15 protein-coding genes and 1 tRNA gene are annotated in these 16,691 nt (G+C 36.3%); 7 read left to right on the top strand and 9 right to left on the bottom strand.

Annotated elements, in window-relative coordinates; genetic code table 11:
- Positions 1–32: 32 nt before the first annotated feature.
- Entirely contained in the window at positions 33–1,379 is a 1,347-nt protein-coding gene (locus tag EKL98_RS00715) for a sigma-54-dependent transcriptional regulator (RefSeq protein ID WP_126561292.1), read from the top strand.
- On the opposite strand, the gene EKL98_RS00720 is transcribed toward EKL98_RS00715, so the two are convergent.
- Together EKL98_RS00720 and EKL98_RS00725 are read right to left on the bottom strand one after the other, a co-directional pair.
- Positions 1,376–3,808: an ATP-binding response regulator gene (locus EKL98_RS00720; protein WP_126561293.1), complete on the bottom strand. Its 2,433-nt coding sequence runs from the start codon at positions 3,806–3,808 to the stop codon at positions 1,376–1,378. The two genes, EKL98_RS00715 and EKL98_RS00720, sit on opposite strands and share 4 nt — an antisense overlap.
- Before the next feature lie 110 nt (positions 3,809–3,918).
- Complete coding sequence (locus tag EKL98_RS00725; RefSeq protein ID WP_126458047.1) at positions 3,919–5,832, bottom strand: S9 family peptidase; 1,914 nt, start codon at positions 5,830–5,832, stop codon at positions 3,919–3,921.
- A 233-nt stretch (positions 5,833–6,065) separates the two neighbouring features.
- On the opposite strand from EKL98_RS00725, the gene EKL98_RS00730 reads away from it, so the two are divergent.
- Together EKL98_RS00730 and mtgA are read left to right on the top strand one after the other, a co-directional pair.
- A complete protein-coding gene (locus tag EKL98_RS00730) occupies positions 6,066–7,178 on the top strand; it encodes an NAD(P)/FAD-dependent oxidoreductase (protein WP_126553015.1) in 1,113 nt (370 codons plus the stop codon).
- A gap of 61 nt (positions 7,179–7,239) precedes the next feature.
- Complete coding sequence (gene mtgA, locus EKL98_RS00735) at positions 7,240–7,923, top strand: monofunctional biosynthetic peptidoglycan transglycosylase (protein ID WP_126458041.1); 684 nt, start codon at positions 7,240–7,242, stop codon at positions 7,921–7,923.
- A gap of 88 nt (positions 7,924–8,011) precedes the next feature.
- Here the strand turns inward: mtgA and EKL98_RS00740 are convergent.
- Positions 8,012–8,085, bottom strand: a tRNA-Ala gene (locus EKL98_RS00740).
- A 125-nt stretch (positions 8,086–8,210) separates the two neighbouring features.
- On the opposite strand from EKL98_RS00740, the gene EKL98_RS00745 reads away from it, so the two are divergent.
- The 4 genes from EKL98_RS00745 to EKL98_RS00760 all read left to right on the top strand — a co-directional run bounded on the left by EKL98_RS00745 (position 8,211) and on the right by EKL98_RS00760 (position 10,678).
- Positions 8,211–8,978, top strand: coding sequence for an enoyl-CoA hydratase/isomerase family protein (locus EKL98_RS00745; protein WP_126561294.1), 768 nt, complete (start codon positions 8,211–8,213; stop codon positions 8,976–8,978).
- A 262-nt stretch (positions 8,979–9,240) separates the two neighbouring features.
- Positions 9,241–9,705: a 6-pyruvoyl trahydropterin synthase family protein gene (locus tag EKL98_RS00750; RefSeq protein WP_126561295.1), complete on the top strand. Its 465-nt coding sequence runs from the start codon at positions 9,241–9,243 to the stop codon at positions 9,703–9,705.
- 4 nt (positions 9,706–9,709) lie between these two features.
- Complete coding sequence (locus EKL98_RS00755) at positions 9,710–10,468, top strand: UDP-2,3-diacylglucosamine diphosphatase (RefSeq protein WP_126561296.1); 759 nt, start codon at positions 9,710–9,712, stop codon at positions 10,466–10,468.
- Positions 10,469–10,471: 3 nt separating this feature from the next.
- Positions 10,472–10,678, top strand: coding sequence for a hypothetical protein (locus tag EKL98_RS00760; RefSeq protein WP_126515206.1), 207 nt, complete (start codon positions 10,472–10,474; stop codon positions 10,676–10,678).
- Positions 10,679–10,736: 58 nt separating this feature from the next.
- Here EKL98_RS00760 and EKL98_RS00765 read toward each other — a convergent pair whose 3' ends face one another.
- The 6 genes from EKL98_RS00765 to EKL98_RS00790 form a co-directional block, all read right to left on the bottom strand.
- A complete protein-coding gene (locus EKL98_RS00765; RefSeq protein ID WP_126458028.1) occupies positions 10,737–11,093 on the bottom strand; it encodes a hypothetical protein in 357 nt (118 codons plus the stop codon).
- A 255-nt stretch (positions 11,094–11,348) separates the two neighbouring features.
- The gene (locus EKL98_RS00770; protein ID WP_126561297.1) at positions 11,349–12,617 is read right to left on the bottom strand and encodes an MFS transporter; all 1,269 of its coding nucleotides are present in this window, start codon (positions 12,615–12,617) and stop codon (positions 11,349–11,351) included.
- A gap of 10 nt (positions 12,618–12,627) precedes the next feature.
- Positions 12,628–14,319, bottom strand: coding sequence for a single-stranded-DNA-specific exonuclease RecJ (gene recJ / locus EKL98_RS00775; protein ID WP_126561298.1), 1,692 nt, complete (start codon positions 14,317–14,319; stop codon positions 12,628–12,630).
- Between the two features lie 106 nt (positions 14,320–14,425).
- Entirely contained in the window at positions 14,426–14,770 is a 345-nt protein-coding gene (locus EKL98_RS00780; protein ID WP_126561299.1) for a HopJ type III effector protein, read from the bottom strand.
- A 13-nt stretch (positions 14,771–14,783) separates the two neighbouring features.
- Positions 14,784–15,497, bottom strand: a complete 714-nt coding sequence (rsmI, locus tag EKL98_RS00785) for a 16S rRNA (cytidine(1402)-2'-O)-methyltransferase (RefSeq protein WP_126451961.1) — start codon at positions 15,495–15,497, stop codon at positions 14,784–14,786.
- A gap of 77 nt (positions 15,498–15,574) precedes the next feature.
- Positions 15,575–16,651, bottom strand: coding sequence for a hypothetical protein (locus EKL98_RS00790; protein WP_126561300.1), 1,077 nt, complete (start codon positions 16,649–16,651; stop codon positions 15,575–15,577).
- Positions 16,652–16,691 lie beyond the last annotated feature (40 nt).

The raw sequence follows: 16,691 nt of genomic DNA on the forward strand, positions 1-16,691 counted from the left end.
TACCTTTATTTTAGCCATAAAGTTAAAATACAATGGCTAAAATTTTATTGATTGAAGATGATGTTGCTTTTTGTAAATTATTAGAAAAATTTCTGGTAAAAAACGATTATGAAGTAACGGCTACATTTTCAGCTGAAGAAGCAAAATCTCAAATCAAAAACAATGAATTTGACCTCATCATTACGGATTTACGACTTCCAAATTATGATGGAATTAAACTTATGTCAGAAATCAAGAGTACCCATCCTAATGTTCCCGTCCTCTTAATGACGGGATATTCTGATGTGAATACTGCTGTAAAAGCCATGAAAAATGGGGCGGCAGATTATATTTCTAAACCATTCAATCCCGAAGAAGTTTTATTGGTTATTCAAAATTCTCTTCAAATGGAAACGCACACTAATTCTGATAAAGTAATTTCTGAACCTAAAACTGACAATAAAAAAAATAAAAAACCGACTAGTGAATTTGTGAAGGGGATCTCAAAAGCATCTCAAAAACTGGCAGAATATATCCAACTCGTCAGCCCAACAAATATGTCAGTTTTAATCATCGGCGAAAGCGGAACGGGAAAGGAAGTTATTGCCAAAAGCATTCACCAGAACAGTTCCAGAACAAACAATAATTTCATTGCCGTAGACTGTGGATCGATCCCAAAAGAATTAGCTGCAAGTGAGTTTTTTGGCCATGTAAAAGGATCTTTTACGGGAGCCATAAATGATAAAATTGGATTTTTCGAGGCAGCAAACAGAGGTACATTATTTCTTGACGAAATAGGGAATCTTTCCTATGAAAATCAAATCCAACTATTGAGAGCACTCCAAGAAAGAAAAATTAAGCCTGTAGGAAGCAATAAAGAAATTGATGTAGACATCAGAATCATCACCGCCACAAACGAAGACTTACGGGAAGCGGTAAAAAATGGGACATTCAGAGAGGATTTGTACCATAGAATAAATGAGTTCTCTATACATTCCCCCTCTTTGGTAGATCGTGACGAAGATTTGATGCTCTTTTCTGATTTTTTTCTTGAAAAATCAAATCAGGAATTAAACAAAAAAATCATTGGGCTTTCTGCTGAAGTAGTTACAATTTTTCAAAACTACAGATGGCCGGGCAATCTGCGTGAGCTTCAAAATTGCATCAAAAGGGCCACGCTCTTGTCGCAAGGAGATTTCATTGAAAAATCAGCACTACCCGCAGAATTTTTTCAAAATGAAAACCTAGACACCTCTGATCTGTCTTTGTCTCAAAACGAAAAAGAAGTCATTCAGGAAGCTTTAGCTAAAACCAATAACAACAAAACAGAAGCTGCTAAATTATTGAAAATCAACAGAAAAACACTGTATAATAAATTAAAATTATACAATATCAATTAGTTTAATTCCTTTTCTAACAGGACAAAAAGAGCTGTTATTTTGAGCTTCAAATTAATTGAAGCCATGGTTATTTCTTCAAGTGTTAAGTCTTCTTGCTCTAATACATCTAGAATAACACTGATTTCTGATGCGCTAATTTGCTTGAACATGGGCCCCATTTTATGAGCTGTATTCTTAATCTCCATAAAATCAATGTTTGAAACTGACCGATCTAAATTTTCTAAATTCTCTGCCGTACTTTTTATAAATGAGAGTAACACTTCTTTTAAAGCAACTATATCATTAGATAAAAAAGCGTTCAAGACTTTTAATGAATAAGGCCTTTCCTCCTTTGTTTGCTTGCTTTTTAGAATTCCTTCAAAGGGAACTGCGTCATTGTTCAAAATAGACTGTAGTGTTTTAAGCAGTATATTAGGAGAATAGGGCTTGCTGATTACAGTGGTAAATCCTGCGGTTGTGTAGTTGTTCAGATTTAAATCATTTCTTCCGGTGACCGCTATTACAGGTTGTTTTTCATACTCGTATTTAGAATTATCTATGAGTTCTTTCAAAAATAAAAACCCGTCCATAACCGGCATTTGAATATCGGTGATAATCAAATCAAAGGTAATATTTGATAGCGCATCAAGAGCTTCTTTTGCACTAGCAAAAGGGAATACAATATATTGGTTTTGTTTTAAAACTTCAGTTGTTAATTTCAACAAGCTTTCATCGTCATCTATCAGTATGGCTATATAGTGCTTTTTTGACGGATTCGCAGTAGTCTGTTTTTCGGAAACCGTGACATCAAAAAGTAAGGGGATTTGGATTGTAAACAAACTTCCCTTTCCTAATTCACTTTTCAAATGCAAAGCACCGCCTAGAATCGCTGTCATTTTTTTAGAAATGGTAAGTCCTAATCCTGTCCCGCCATATTTTTTCTCTATATTCTTATCGGCTTGAATGAATTCCTCAAAAATGAGTTCTTGGTTTTTTTCTGCTATTCCAATCCCGGAATCTTCTATTTGTATCGCTATCAATTGTGTTTCCAAGTAGATTTCAACACTAATTTTTATGAATCCTTTTTCAGTAAACTTGAACGCATTTCCAATAAGGTTTGATACTATTTGTCTTAAACGAAAAGGATCCCCAATGATTTTTTTTTCGAGATTAGGGTCAATTTCAACAATCAGTTGAATTGGTTTTTGTGCATAAACGGATTGAATGCTATTTGCCACTTCATAAATCATCTCGTACAGCGAAAACGGGATTTTTTCTATCGTGATTTTCCCAGCTTCAATTTGAGTAAAATCCAATAGATCCTGAACCAATTGTGAAATATAATCGGAGGAACCTTTGATGTTCTTGGTGTAATAGCATTGTTTACTGCTTAAATCGGAATTTCCCAATAATTCCGTATAGCCAATAATCGTGCTTAAAGGGGTTTTCAGGTCGTGGCTTACAGTTGCAATGAGTTGCTCCCGACTAATAAGTAATTTTTTGGATTTTAGATTTGCCTCCTCCAATTGTTTCTTATAGGATTGGGTTTTTGAGTAATCATTTAGAATTATAATCAAAAAAAACAAAGTAAGCAATAATCCAATTATAGCCGCAGAGGTTACAATTTGATTCGTTTTTGCTAAGGAATTCTCTCTATCCGAATAATTTTTTGTGGTGTTTATTATAATTTCCCGTTCTATAATGTTAAGGACTTTTCTTAGCTGGTCAGAGATTGAAAGTTCATTTTGCAATAATTTATTTTCCTCAAAATTCAATAATTTTTTCTTTCGGGATGTTTCTCTTTTTACCTCATTTAATAAATTTTTAGAAACCGTCAAAATAGAATCGGTTGCTTTTTTACTTAACGTATTGGTACTATCATCCGGAATGTTTTGATTTAAGTAGGCAACATATTTCTGAAGGACATTTCGTTGATAAATTCCCATTCTGGCGGGATCTTTTACAAAATCTTCTAATTCCAGTTTCCGCAAAGAAGACTCCATTTTAGTCAAATCACCAATCGCGTCGTCCACCGCATCTTCATTTTCACTTTTATTTTTAATAAGTTTTAGTTGCTGGATATTTATCGTTTTCTTAGATAGCAATTGCTTGACACTGTCTAGTAAAGTGATTTGGTGTGGTGTGGAGACAAACAATTTCAAGGAATCAATTTCTGCTTTTAACAGCGTATTTTTCTTTATATAGTTGTTAAAATCTTTTTCTGATTCTGATTGAATGGCTATTCGAGCTAAATTTTCCGTTTCATATGTATCAGAGAGCAAGTTGCTAACCCGTAAAATAGTATTGCTTTCCTCGGTAATTCTTTCTTCGGTTTTTGAAAAATTCTTGTTCTCGGAGTATAAAAACCAGCCCACACTGGCAAAAAGCACCGCCAAAACCAGATAACTCAGGAAAACTTTTATCGGAATATAACTTTTTTTGTTATTCATTTTTCAAAGATAAAAATTACAAAATTATTTAAAGTTAAGGTATTCAAAATATTTTGACACAAACAAAAAACCCCACGAAAAAGTGAGGCTTCCTATTTTTAAAATGATTTCTACAAGGTTTCTTTGAGCCATTTGAAAAATTCACCTTGCCAAACCTGCGCATTTTGAGGTTTCAGTACCCAGTGATTTTCTTCCGGGAAATACAAAAATCTACTTTTTATTCCTCGTAATTGTGCTGCTTGGAACGCTTCCTGTCCTTGTCCTATTGGTACACGAAAATCTTTTCCGCCTTGAATAATTAAAATAGGTTTGTTCCATTTCTCTACCAGAGTCATTGGGTTGAATGTCGTGTAGGTTTTTTGCGCTACAGCATTGTCTTTTTCCCAATAAGCACCGCCAAAATCCCAATTGCTGAAGAAAACTTCTTCGGTAGTCCCAAACATGCTTTGGGTGTTAAAAACACCATCATGGGCAATGAAGGTTTTGAATCGGTTGTTGTGCATTCCGGCCAGATAGAAAACAGAATACCCACCGTAACTGGCACCAACGCATCCTAAACGAGTGGCATCAACATATTTTTCCTTAGCAATAGCATCAATCGCTGACAGGTAGTCATCAATTACTTGTCCGCCCCAATCTTTGCTGATTTGCTCATTCCATTCCACGCCATGACCTTGCATTCCACGACGGTTAGGAGCCACAACAATATAGCCGTTGGCAGCCATCAGCTGTAAATTCCATCGGAAGGAATAAAATTGTGTCAATGGAGATTGAGGTCCGCCTTGACAATACAAAAGCGTTGGGTATTTTTTTGAAGCATCAAAATTAGGAGGAAGAACCACCCAAACTAACATTTTTTTGCCATCTGTTGTCGTTACATATCTTCTTTCGGTTTTGCTTAGCGCCAAAGAATTATAAATTGTAGTATTGACATTAGACAGTTGTTTCCAAGTCTTTTTCTTCAGATTATAAGAAAAAAGTTCTGCCGCATGATTCATGTCGGTTCTCGTTACAATGATATTATCACCGGAAAACCCAACTAAATCATTGACATCAAATTCTCCATTGGTGACTTGGCGAACGGTAATTGCTCCCGAAGCTTCTGGATTGGTCAGACCAGGAAAATTAACTTCAAACAACTGCTTTGTTCCGTCTACAGGGGCAACAAAAAATATTTTTTCCCCGTCACTACTCCAGATGAAATTGTCTACTGTTCCATCCCAATTGGCCGTTAAGTTCATTTTCATTCCTTTGAAACTAACTATCAGGTCGTTTTTATCTGCCTCATACCCATCTCGTTTCATTTGCAACCAAGTCAAATTTCCGGTTGGAGAAAATTGTGGAGCGGTATCATATCCAAGGTTTTCTTCCGTTCTATTGCTGGTTTTCCCAGTTTTCAGGTTGTATTCATAGATATTGGTGTTGGTAGAAAGAGCATAGTCAGTTCCTGCTTTTTTCTTGCTTACGTACAGAATACTTTTGCTGTCTGGCGACCAAATGTAATCTTCATCACCACCAAAAGGTTTTTGTGGACTGTCGAAATTTTCGCCTTTCAGAATGTCAATTCCCATGGCGCCTTCTTTGTTTTCTTTATAAAAAACATGGTTGTATTTGCCTTCATTCCAGGTATCCCAATGACGATAATTCAATCCGTCATAGATTTGAACATCTGATTTTACTAATTCTGGATAAAAATCTTTTCCATGAACGTTCTCCATTTTTACTTCTTCATTGTAAACGATATATTTCCCGTCAGGAGAACTGTTTTTATCTTTTAACAGGGCTGCGGTATCTTTTACTTCGGTTGGATTTCCGCCATTTACGGGTAAAGTGTAGAATTTTGTATCCGATTTATTTTCTTGAACAGAAGGAGTTGTTACTTTATACACTACATTTTTTCCATCTTTGGAAATGCCTAAAGGGGTTACTCTTCCTAGTTTCCAGAGCAGTTCTGGAGTCATTACATTTTGTGCCATAGCATTTAAACTCATCATTAATAAAGGTATAAATAGGAATTTGTTCATTTTAATAATTTATTTTTTCGAATGCTAAAATTAGCCAATTTAATTTGATGTTTTTTTGTTTTTAATACTTGTTTTTTAGCCCCGATAAAAGTGGAAATCCTTTTGTTTTTTTCTTTAAAAAATAAAAGATTACTTCACACTACTTTTATTTTAATTGGAGTTCAGTGAATTTATTTAGAACGGATAGCGGTATTAGCTCCAAAAAATTATTATTTTTATAAAAATATTTAAACATGGATTTGAGCTATTGGGAGTTGAAAAACTGGTTTACTGATGTAAATTATACCATCGTAGGAAGCGGTATTGTGGGCTTACATGCTGCATTACGCTTGCGCGAAAGATTCCCTGAAAGCAAAATTCTAGTGTTGGAAAAAGGAATGTTGCCGCAGGGCGCGAGTACTAAAAATGCCGGTTTTGCTTGTTTTGGAAGTCTCTCAGAAATCATCGATGATTTAAAATCCCACTCGGAAGAGGAAGTCATTCATCTCGTTCAAAAACGGTGGCAAGGCTTGCAGTTGTTGCGAAAAAGATTGGGTGATGACACGATAGATTTCAAGCCATACGGCGGATATGAGTTGTTTTTAAAAGCAGATGAAAGTAGCTATAATGAATGTGCTGGAAAATTACCATTTATCAATGAAATCTTAAGACCACTTTTCAAAGCCGATGTTTTCGCCATGGAAGTAAACTGTTTTGGGTTTAGCGGGATAGAGGAATATTTAGTTTTCAATCCGTTTGAAGCACAAATAGATACCGGAAATATGATGCAGGCGTTGTTGAAAGAAGCGGTTTCTAAAAATATTTTAATCCTGAATCAACAAACCGTTACCTCCTATTTCGACAACGGGAATAAAGTGGAAGTGGCACTTGCTGATTTTAGTTTTAGTACCCAGAAAATACTGTTTGCAACAAATGGTTTTGCTAATACATTGACAAATGGTGCGGTTAAACCGGCCAGAGCACAAGTTTTAATTACGGAGCCTATCAAAAACTTAAATATAAAAGGAACTTTTCACTTGGATAGAGGGTATTATTATTTTAGGAATATTGGCGATAGAATACTACTGGGCGGAGGAAGAAATCTGGATTTTGAAACGGAAAATACAACTGAATTTGGACAAACAGAAATTGTCCAAAATAAATTGGAACAATTATTAAAAGAAGTAATTTTGCCGAATCAGGATTTCCAAATTGCACACCGTTGGAGCGGCATTATGGGTGTTGGTAACAGCAAAAGTCCTATCGTTTCACAACTGTCAGACAATGTCTATTGCGGTGTACGATTGGGTGGAATGGGAGTGGCAATAGGGAGTTTAATTGGAACAGAATTAGCAGATTTAGTATAATGGCAACGAAAATAACACCCAGGAAATCAAAACAACCCATTAAAAAGAAACAACCTCTTTTATGAGCAAACTAATTCGTTTTTTATTCAAAATATTGTTGTGGTTCATCGGACTCTCTTTATTTTTTGTGGTATTTTTTAAATTTGTACCCGTTCCGTTTACCCCATTAATGGTGATTCGTGCAATTGAAAATAAAACTGCAGGAAAAGAAGTTTTCTTCAGCCACGACTGGGAACCTATTGAAAACATCTCGATGAATCTTCAAAAAGCCGTGATTGCCAGTGAAGATGGAACGTTCCTGAAACATAATGGTTTTGATTTTGTAGCCATGCAAAAAGCGTATAAAAGCAATGAACGAGGCCGAAGAATAAAAGGAGGAAGCACAATATCACAACAAACGGCCAAAAACGTATTTCTTTGGCAAGGCCGCAGTTATTTGAGAAAAGGATTGGAAGCATATTTCACTCTTCTGATTGAAATCATTTGGGGAAAGGAACGCATTATGGAAGTCTACTTGAACAGTATCGAAATGGGAAATGGTGTCTATGGAGCTCAAGCAGCCACTGAACATTGGTATCGAAAAGATGCTTCCAGTTTAACACTAATCCAGGCTGCAGGAATAGCCGCGATATTACCCAATCCAAGAAAATATTCGGCGACTAGTTCTTCCACGTATATCAACAGGCGAAAAGCTAAAATTGTACGCGTGATGCGACAAGTAGGAAAAATTGAATATCCAAAATAGTTTGTAGCAGTCTTAAAAAGTAATCAGATAATTTCTAAAAATAAAAAACCGTAAACTCTTAATTAAAAGATTTTACGGTTTTGTTTTGTGGAGAATATCGGATTCGAACCGATCACCTCTTGCCTGCCAGGCAAGCACTCTAGCCAAATGAGCTAATCCCCCAAACTAGTTCGCAAATATAACATATAAATTTCCCAAAAAGCAAATTTCAAAATACAAATCCATTCTATTTGAAAAAAAGTCAAATCCTCCTTTACTTTTTTTAACTTTACATCAAAATCCCCACTATGGTATCAGAAAACCCAATAGGTTCGCTCTTCACAACTATTGATAATAAAATTGCAACCGTTACATTTGCTCATCCTTCGAGTAATTCTTTTCCGAGAGAATTGTTAGATCGACTCACTACTGAATTCAATAATTTAAGTGCCGATCCAGCCGTTTCGGTGATAGTTATACAAAGTGAAGGCTCGGGTGCTTTTTGTGCGGGTGCTTCTTTTGATGAACTTTTAGCTGTTTCCAATGAAGAAGCAGGAACACAATTTTTTTCTGGATTTGCGCATTTGATCAATGCAATGCGTTCATGTTCCAAGCTTATCGTCGGGCGCATTCATGGAAAAGCAGTTGGTGGAGGCGTAGGAATTGCTTCCGCCTGTGATTATGCATTGGCGACAAAAAATGCATCAATAAAACTATCAGAATTGGCCATCGGAATTGGTCCCTTTGTAATAGAACCTGTCGTTTCGAAGAAAATCGGAAAAACGGCAATGGCCGAAATGACCCTCGCAGCCCATGAATGGAAAACTGCTGATTGGGCCACAGCCAAAGGATTATACGCTAATACTTTTGAAACCATAACAGAACTGGATGCCGCAATAGCTGATTTCACTGGTAAATTATCCGGTTACAATCCAAAAGGTTTATTGGAGATGAAAAAGGTTTTCTGGGAAGGAACGCAACATTGGGATACATTGTTGCTAGAACGCGCCGCGATTTCGGGTAAATTGGTGTTGTCTGATTTTACCAGAAAAGCATTGTCCCAATTCAAAAAGTGATTTTCGAAGGATTTATTCTGAATTTATTTCAGGAGCTATTTCCTGCTGTACACTATATCTTTTTATAAGGTGGAAAAAAATCACCTTATAAAAAGGATGCCGTTTCCATCAGGGCTAGAACATTTGTGGATTATCAAATTCGGATTACAAACAAAATAATTTCATCCTATCTCCCTCCACTTTGGGGAGGGTTGGGGAGGGAAAATATTTACATCCCATTTCTCATATCAATTTGCTAAATTTGCATCAAAATTAAACTCCAATGAGCAATATCAGAATTACTAAACAATTTAGTTTCGAAACCGGTCACGCCTTATATGGCTATGATGGGAAATGTAAAAATGTCCACGGACATAGTTATAAATTGTCAGTAACGGTAATTGGAACCCCAATTTCAGATCGCACTAATGTGAAATTTGGAATGGTGATTGACTTCACGGATTTAAAGAAAATTGTAAAAGAAGAAATAGTAGATCAGTTTGACCATGCGACTGTTTTCAACGGAACAACCCCGCATATCGAATTGGCAAACGAATTAATAGTTCGCGGACACCATGTTATTTTAGTAGAGTACCAACCAACAAGCGAAAATATGGTAGTTGATTTTTCTCAAAGAATCATCAGAAGATTACCCGAAGGAATCACCCTTTTCTCTTTGAAATTACAAGAAACCGAATCTTCTTTCGCGGAATGGTTTGCCAGTGATAATGTGAAATCCATACTGTAACTTCATGCAATTACACAATAACAAAAAAATATATTTTGCCTCCGACCAGCATTTTGGCGCACCGACACCCGAATTGAGTTTCCCGAGAGAACAAAAATTCGTAGCTTGGCTCGACGAAGTAAAAGACGATGCTGAAGCTATTTTTCTATTGGGCGATTTATTTGATTTTTGGTTCGAATACAAAACCGTAGTTCCAAAAGGGTTTATCCGTATTTTAGGTAAATTGGCCGAAATCCGAGACAGCGGAATTCCAATTTATTTCTTCGTGGGAAACCATGATTTATGGATGGAAGATTATTTCCAGAAAGAACTCAATATTCCTGTGTTTCATGACAATCAAGAATATACTTTTGGAGATAAAACATTCCTTATTGGCCACGGCGACGGAAAAGGTCCCGGTGATTTAGGATACAAACGCATGAAAAAGATATTTACAAATCCGTTTTTCAAATGGCTTTTTAGATGGTTGCATCCGGATATTGGCGTGAAACTGGCGCAATACCTTTCCGTAAAAAACAAACTCATTTCTGGCGATGAAGATGTGACTTTTCTTGGCGAAGACAACGAATGGCTGATTCTCTATTCTAAAAGAAAACTGGAAACCAAACACTACAATTACCTTATTTTTGGCCACCGCCATTTGCCTATGAAAGTAACAGTAGGAGAAAATGCCGAATATGTGAATCTAGGTGACTGGATTACGTATTTTACTTATGGTGTTTTTGACGGTGAGAATTTTGAGATTAAAAAGTATAAAAATTAAATTATGAAAACTGAAAATAAAGTATCTAAATTTTTTATTCATTTAGGAATTATATTGTTGACTGTTGGTTTTTTATCTATCGACTTGGATGATTTTTCTTTTGAAAATAATAAAAAATCATATTTCAAAATTATCGTTGCAATTGTATCTTTCATGATTTCGTTTTACAGAATTCAAAACGAAAAACATACCAATCAAATTAAAAACTGAAAAGCATATAAGAAAATACTTTTTGTATATTTTGCAATTATCGCAAATAAACCAATCCCTAATTCATTCCCTCTCCATACAAATAATCATCTAGATTTATTTTAAACAAAGTGCCTTCTACCAAATCTTTTACGGCATCTAATTCTTCCATGGAAACGGCCAAATCAATTTGGGAACAAGGTGTTTTTAGTAAAAATTTGTGGCATTTGTTTTTCAGTTCACAATCGTCGCAGCATCTGTTTTGGATGTAGCTGTCTTCAATACAACGCTTAAATAGTTGCAGTTCCTGTTGGGTAAAATAAAAACCCATTTCTCTAAAAACCAATTGGACTTTGTCCAGTACAACGTCATTATCTTTTCTCCAGTAGAAAGCAGTGCCTAAATTGTTATGATATATTTGTTTTATTTCTTGCATGTTTCATTAGTTTGAAGCAAATATAAATATTATTTATATTTGTTCTAAATAATAAAACATAAAAAAGCATAAAAGTTTGGTAAAATAATCTTGAGATTTTTCTAAAATAGCATGTTTAATGCCATTCTACTTTTGTAATTAACAACCGTGCAGTTTGTCATTTCGACGAAGGAGAAATCACATCAAGTTATTCAAATTGTGTGATTCCCCCTTGTCGGACACGAGTGATAGCAAACTGGCGAAGCAATGACAATATTACTCGCTATTTTCATGTTCCTCAATATCTTTTTGCAAGTCCAGTTTTCTAAAAGTAGGGAATACAGCTCCTGTAATAAATACAGTAATCAGTGTCATGCTTCCACCAAAGACCACTGCGCTAACAGTTCCCATCAGCTTTGCGGTTAATCCACTTTCGAAAGCACCCAATTCATTAGAGGAACCCACAAATATAGAATTCACGGCTGCAACTCGGCCTCTCATGTGATCTGGTGTTTTCAATTGCAAAATAGTTTGGCGTATCACCACCGAAATCCCATCGAAAACACCGCTTAAAAATAAAGCCGCAACTGACAACCAAAAAATCGATGAAAGTCCAAAAACGATAATACAAATCCCAAACGCAAAAATTGCCGACAACAGTTTCATACCCGCATTTTTGGTAAAAGGAATATAAGCGGATATTATTAGCATCAAAAATGCGCCAACTGCCGGTGCGGCTCTCAAAACACCAAATCCTTGCGGGCCTACTTTCAAAATATCTTGTGCAAAAATGGGTAACAGCGCTACAGCTCCTCCAAAAAGGACGGCAATCATATCTAGTGATAAAGCACCTAAAATCGTTTTATTGTTGTAGACAAACTTCACACCTTCCTTCAAACTTTCCATAATGGGTTCGCCAATTTTTGGATTCAAAATAGGTTTCGTTGCAATTTGGGTTAAAGCGATTAACGCAAAAAGTGAACACCCCAAAACGATGGACATGGACCAATGAACACCAATCCAATTGATCGAAAAACCGGCTACCGCAGGTCCTAAAACGGAACTTATTTGCCAAACAGAACTGCTCCAAGTGGCAGCATTGGGATATAATTTTTTAGGAACAATCAAAGACAAAAGAGAAAATATCGTCGGGCCAAGAAAAGCACGAACCAATCCACCTAAAAACACGAAAAAGTAAATAGAATATAAAATAGTTTGGGTAGAAAAGTCTTTTATAAAGGGTGGCCATGTAAATAAAAACAAGCCCAAACTAATAATTGAAAATCCTAATATGCATTTAAATAGCAATCCTTTTTTCTCCTTTTGATCGACTATATGTCCGGCAAATAAAGCCATTGAAATGGCTGGAATAACTTCCATTAATCCGATAATTCCTAAGGACAACGGGTTTTTGGTTAAACTGTAAACTTCCCATTCAATGACAATAAATTGCATCGACCAGCCAAAAACCATAGCAAAACGCAATAACAAAAAAATATTGAATTCTTTATACCGCAGTGCCGAATACGGGTCTTTTTTTTTCATATCAAAATAATCATTCTTTAATATCTCGCAATCGCAATTGCAAGCTTATTTTTCCTTTCCATTCGTTTTCATCAATGCAATAGACCGCTTGAAAAGGTTTTTGATGCGTAGTCAGTTCCATTTTGTCACCTAAGTTAAAACCAATTGCAGCAATACCTTCGGAATTATTTTGTTTGACAAAAAGTTTTAGGTGTTCCTCTTCTTGACCCATAGGTTTTCCATAACCAGTGTCTTTAATGTTTTTAGTCAGGAAAATTGGCGTCATATTTTGTGGTCCGTACGGTTCAAATTGTTTCAGAATCCGAATTAATTTTGGAGTAATATCCGCAAAATCAATCTCGGCGTCAACTGCAATTTCGGGTGTCAACATATCCGAATGAATGGTTCTTTCCACTTCTTTTTCGAAAGCGTCTTTAAAGATTTGATAGTTTTCTGCCGCCAATGTCATTCCCGCAGCATACATGTGACCGCCAAATTGTTCCAAATATTCTGTACACGCTTCGAGTGCATTATACACATCAAATCCTTTTACGGATCGTGCCGAAGCCGCATATTTATCCCCACTTTTGGTAAAAACAAGTGTTGGTCGATAATAGGTTTCTATCAATCGGGAAGCAACAATTCCTATTACTCCTTTGTGCCAATCTTCTTGAAAAACTACGGAAGTAAAACGTTCTTTTTCATTATTTTCCTCAATCTGTTGCAACGCTTCTTTGGTAATTAATTTATCTAAATCTTTTCGTTCAGAATTATATGCCTCAATTTCAGAAGCAAATTGTTGGGCTTGCTCAAAATTAAATTCGGTTAGTAATTCTACCGCATGATTGCCGTGTTTGATCCGTCCGGCAGCGTTTATTCTGGGAGCGATGATGAAAACAACATCGGTAATGTCTAAGGTTTGTTTTTTTATCTGGTGGATTATAGCTTTGATTCCTGGTCTTGGATCCGTGTTTATAACTTGCAGTCCAAAATAAGCCAGCACCCGATTTTCTCCGGTCATCGGAACGATATCAGCGGCAATGGCAGCCGATACTAAATCCAGATACGGAACCAAATCCTCAATTGTCTGGTTTCGGTTGACACCCAAAGCCTGAATCAATTTGAAACCTATTCCACAACCACACAACTCATCATAAGGATAATTACAATCATCACGTTTTGGATCGAGAACAGCAACGGCTTCAGGCAGAGAATTTCCTGGTCTATGGTGGTCACAAATGATAAAATCGATGTTTTTTGCTTTGGCATACCCCACATGATCAATGGATTTTATACCACAATCCAAAGCGATGATAAGTGAAAACCCATTGTCATCAGCAAAGTCAATTCCTTTAAATGAAATTCCGTACCCTTCATCATAACGATCCGGAATGTAAGTCGCCACGTTTGGATAATAGGTTTTTAAATAGGAAGAAACGAGAGAAACTGCGGTGGTACCATCGACATCATAATCGCCAAAAACAAGAATATTTTCCTCATTTTCAATTGCTTTTTCGATTCTAGAAACTGCTTTTTCCATATCTTTCATCAAGTACGGATCGTGCAAATCATCTAAACTCGGACGAAAAAAGCGTCTGGCATCTTCAAAAGTTTCAATGCCGCGTTGCACTAATAAAGTGGCTACAAAATCTTCTACATTCAATGCTTTCGCCAAATCTTGAACGGCATTTTCGGAAGGTTTTGGTTTTAGGGTCCAACGCATATTGATTTGGGATTATAAAATTGTATTAGGAATTTTGTCAGGTCGAGCGCAGTCGAGACCAACTGATGTGTCTCGACTGCGCTCGACCTGACATCGGATTGTGATTTTATTTTGAAACCAAAGCACTTCCGTAAAATGCAATTCCATCCCATCCGGTTTTCATGAAATTGCGGATGTTTTGGTGATCTGTTCCGTTTGGATTTTGCAAAACATCTTCGTAATAATACGCTCCAAAACAGGCTAATGTTGCTGCTTCTGATAAACTTTGAATTTCAGCGAAAGCAAACAACTTGCAAGATCCTGAATTTTCTCCAGCTGCATTGTGTTGCAAACCATTCTCAAATGCCGTAGGAGTAAAATCGTAGTTATCTTCAATTGTTGCGATGGTTTCTACAAACGTGATCATTTCTGGCGTTTGCTTTAATTTATCTAAAAAGGATTCTAAATTCATAGTTTTTTATGGGTTATTCTTCTTCCGAAAATTTACTTTTTTTAGGTTCTTTAGTGATAGTTTTTCCACTGATCACGACGACAATTTCACCTCTTGGCGCTATTTTATTAAAATGATCGACCACTTCTTTCACGCTTCCGCGAACATTTTCTTCGTGTAGTTTGGATAATTCTCTGGAAACCGATATTTGGCGGTCTTCGCCAAAAAAGGTAATGAATTCCGCTAAAGTTTTTACTAATTTATGTGGAGAAACATATAAAATCATCGTTCTGGTTTCTTCTGCCAACGCTAAATATCTAGTTTGACGTCCTTTTTTATCAGGCAAAAAACCTTCGAAAACAAATTTATCATTGGGTAAACCACTGTTGACTAATGCCGGAACAAACGCCGTTGCACCCGGTAAACATTCCACATCAATTCCGTTTTCAACACAAGCGCGGGTCAGTAAAAAACCAGGATCAGAAATCGCTGGCGTTCCTGCATCTGAGATTAAGGCGATATTTTCTCCGGCTTTTAACCTCGAAATTAAATTCTCGATGGTTTTGTGTTCGTTGTGCATGTGATGGCTGTACATGTGAGTGCCAATTTCGAAATGCTTTAACAATTTTCCGCTTGTACGCGTATCTTCGGCGAGAATCAAATCGACTTCTTTAAGAATCCGAATCGCTCGAAAAGTCATATCTTCGAGATTGCCAATAGGCGTAGGAACGATGTATAATTTTGACATAGATAAAATAATTAAATACAAAATTTAAAGAAAGTCTGTATTTGTTCAAATGTATATTCAGAACAATTCAAGGCGATTTACAAAAATTTTTTCTCTATAATATCCATAAAACGTTCTTCATACTCTTGTTTTCCTTCCCAGTTGTTATAGTCCGGTTTTACCATTTCCTGGATAAAATCTCTAGTTTCATAGAAGGTATCAAATGTGATTAATTGATTTAAAACGCGGTTGTAATCTTCGCTGCTGTTTCCAAAAAGATGTTTTATAAAAGCAATGCGGTCATTTAAATCGATATTGATTCCTTTGGCTAATTTTTCGTTCAGCGAAACTATTTTTGGCTCTACTTTTTCGGTTGGTGCTGCGGGAGTACTTTCTGATTCTGGTTCTTCAGGTTGTAGATTTTCTTTTGGAGTTTCAATAACTATTGCTGTTGGAATGTTATCTACTTGCTGTTTTTTTACAAAAAGCGTGTCGTGATAATTGCCTCCTAATAAATCCTCAAAAGAGATTTGCACCGCTTGCGCTTTCTTTGGCATTTCCAATTCCGTCTGCGTTTCTTCTTCCTGTGATAATTCAAAAGCAGGTTCAAAAGGCGCTTCCGGTTCTGCTGTCTCATCCTCTGCTTCCGTTTCCGTAGCAACAACTGTTTCGCCGACTACCATTTCCTCTTCTTTTTCATGCTCCTCAAGTAGCGCTTCGGCTTGCTCTAAAGGCATTTCGATAGTTTTCTCAGCAGCTGCTTCCTCAATAATTATTTCCTCTTCAGGAATTTTATCAGCTTCAGTTTCTTGGACTTCCACGGCACTTTCTTCTTCCGTTGCAACTGGATCCGATTCCTCTGAAGGAGTTATTCCTTGGGTTTGTTCCAAAGTCGTCTCTACTGTTTCTTCAACTATTGTTTCTTCTAGTACCGCAACTGTTTGTGGTTGAACGGAATCAGTTGTATCAAAAACAGCTGCGATTTCTCTACTGATTTCCGTTATACCAATGGTTGGTTTTGCTTCACTGAAATGTTCTTCCACAAATCGTAAGACAGAAAGTTTTTCGTATAACTTCTGTGTTTCCAGATATAATTGATTGATATCAGATTTATTTTTTAGCTGTAATATTCTGTGTGCAATGCTGATTAAATCGGCTTCCAATTTTTTTTTCATGTCTGTTGAAATTATAGGGTGTTAAGCGGGTCTTTTTTGA

The organism is Flavobacterium bomense (assembly GCF_003970355.1).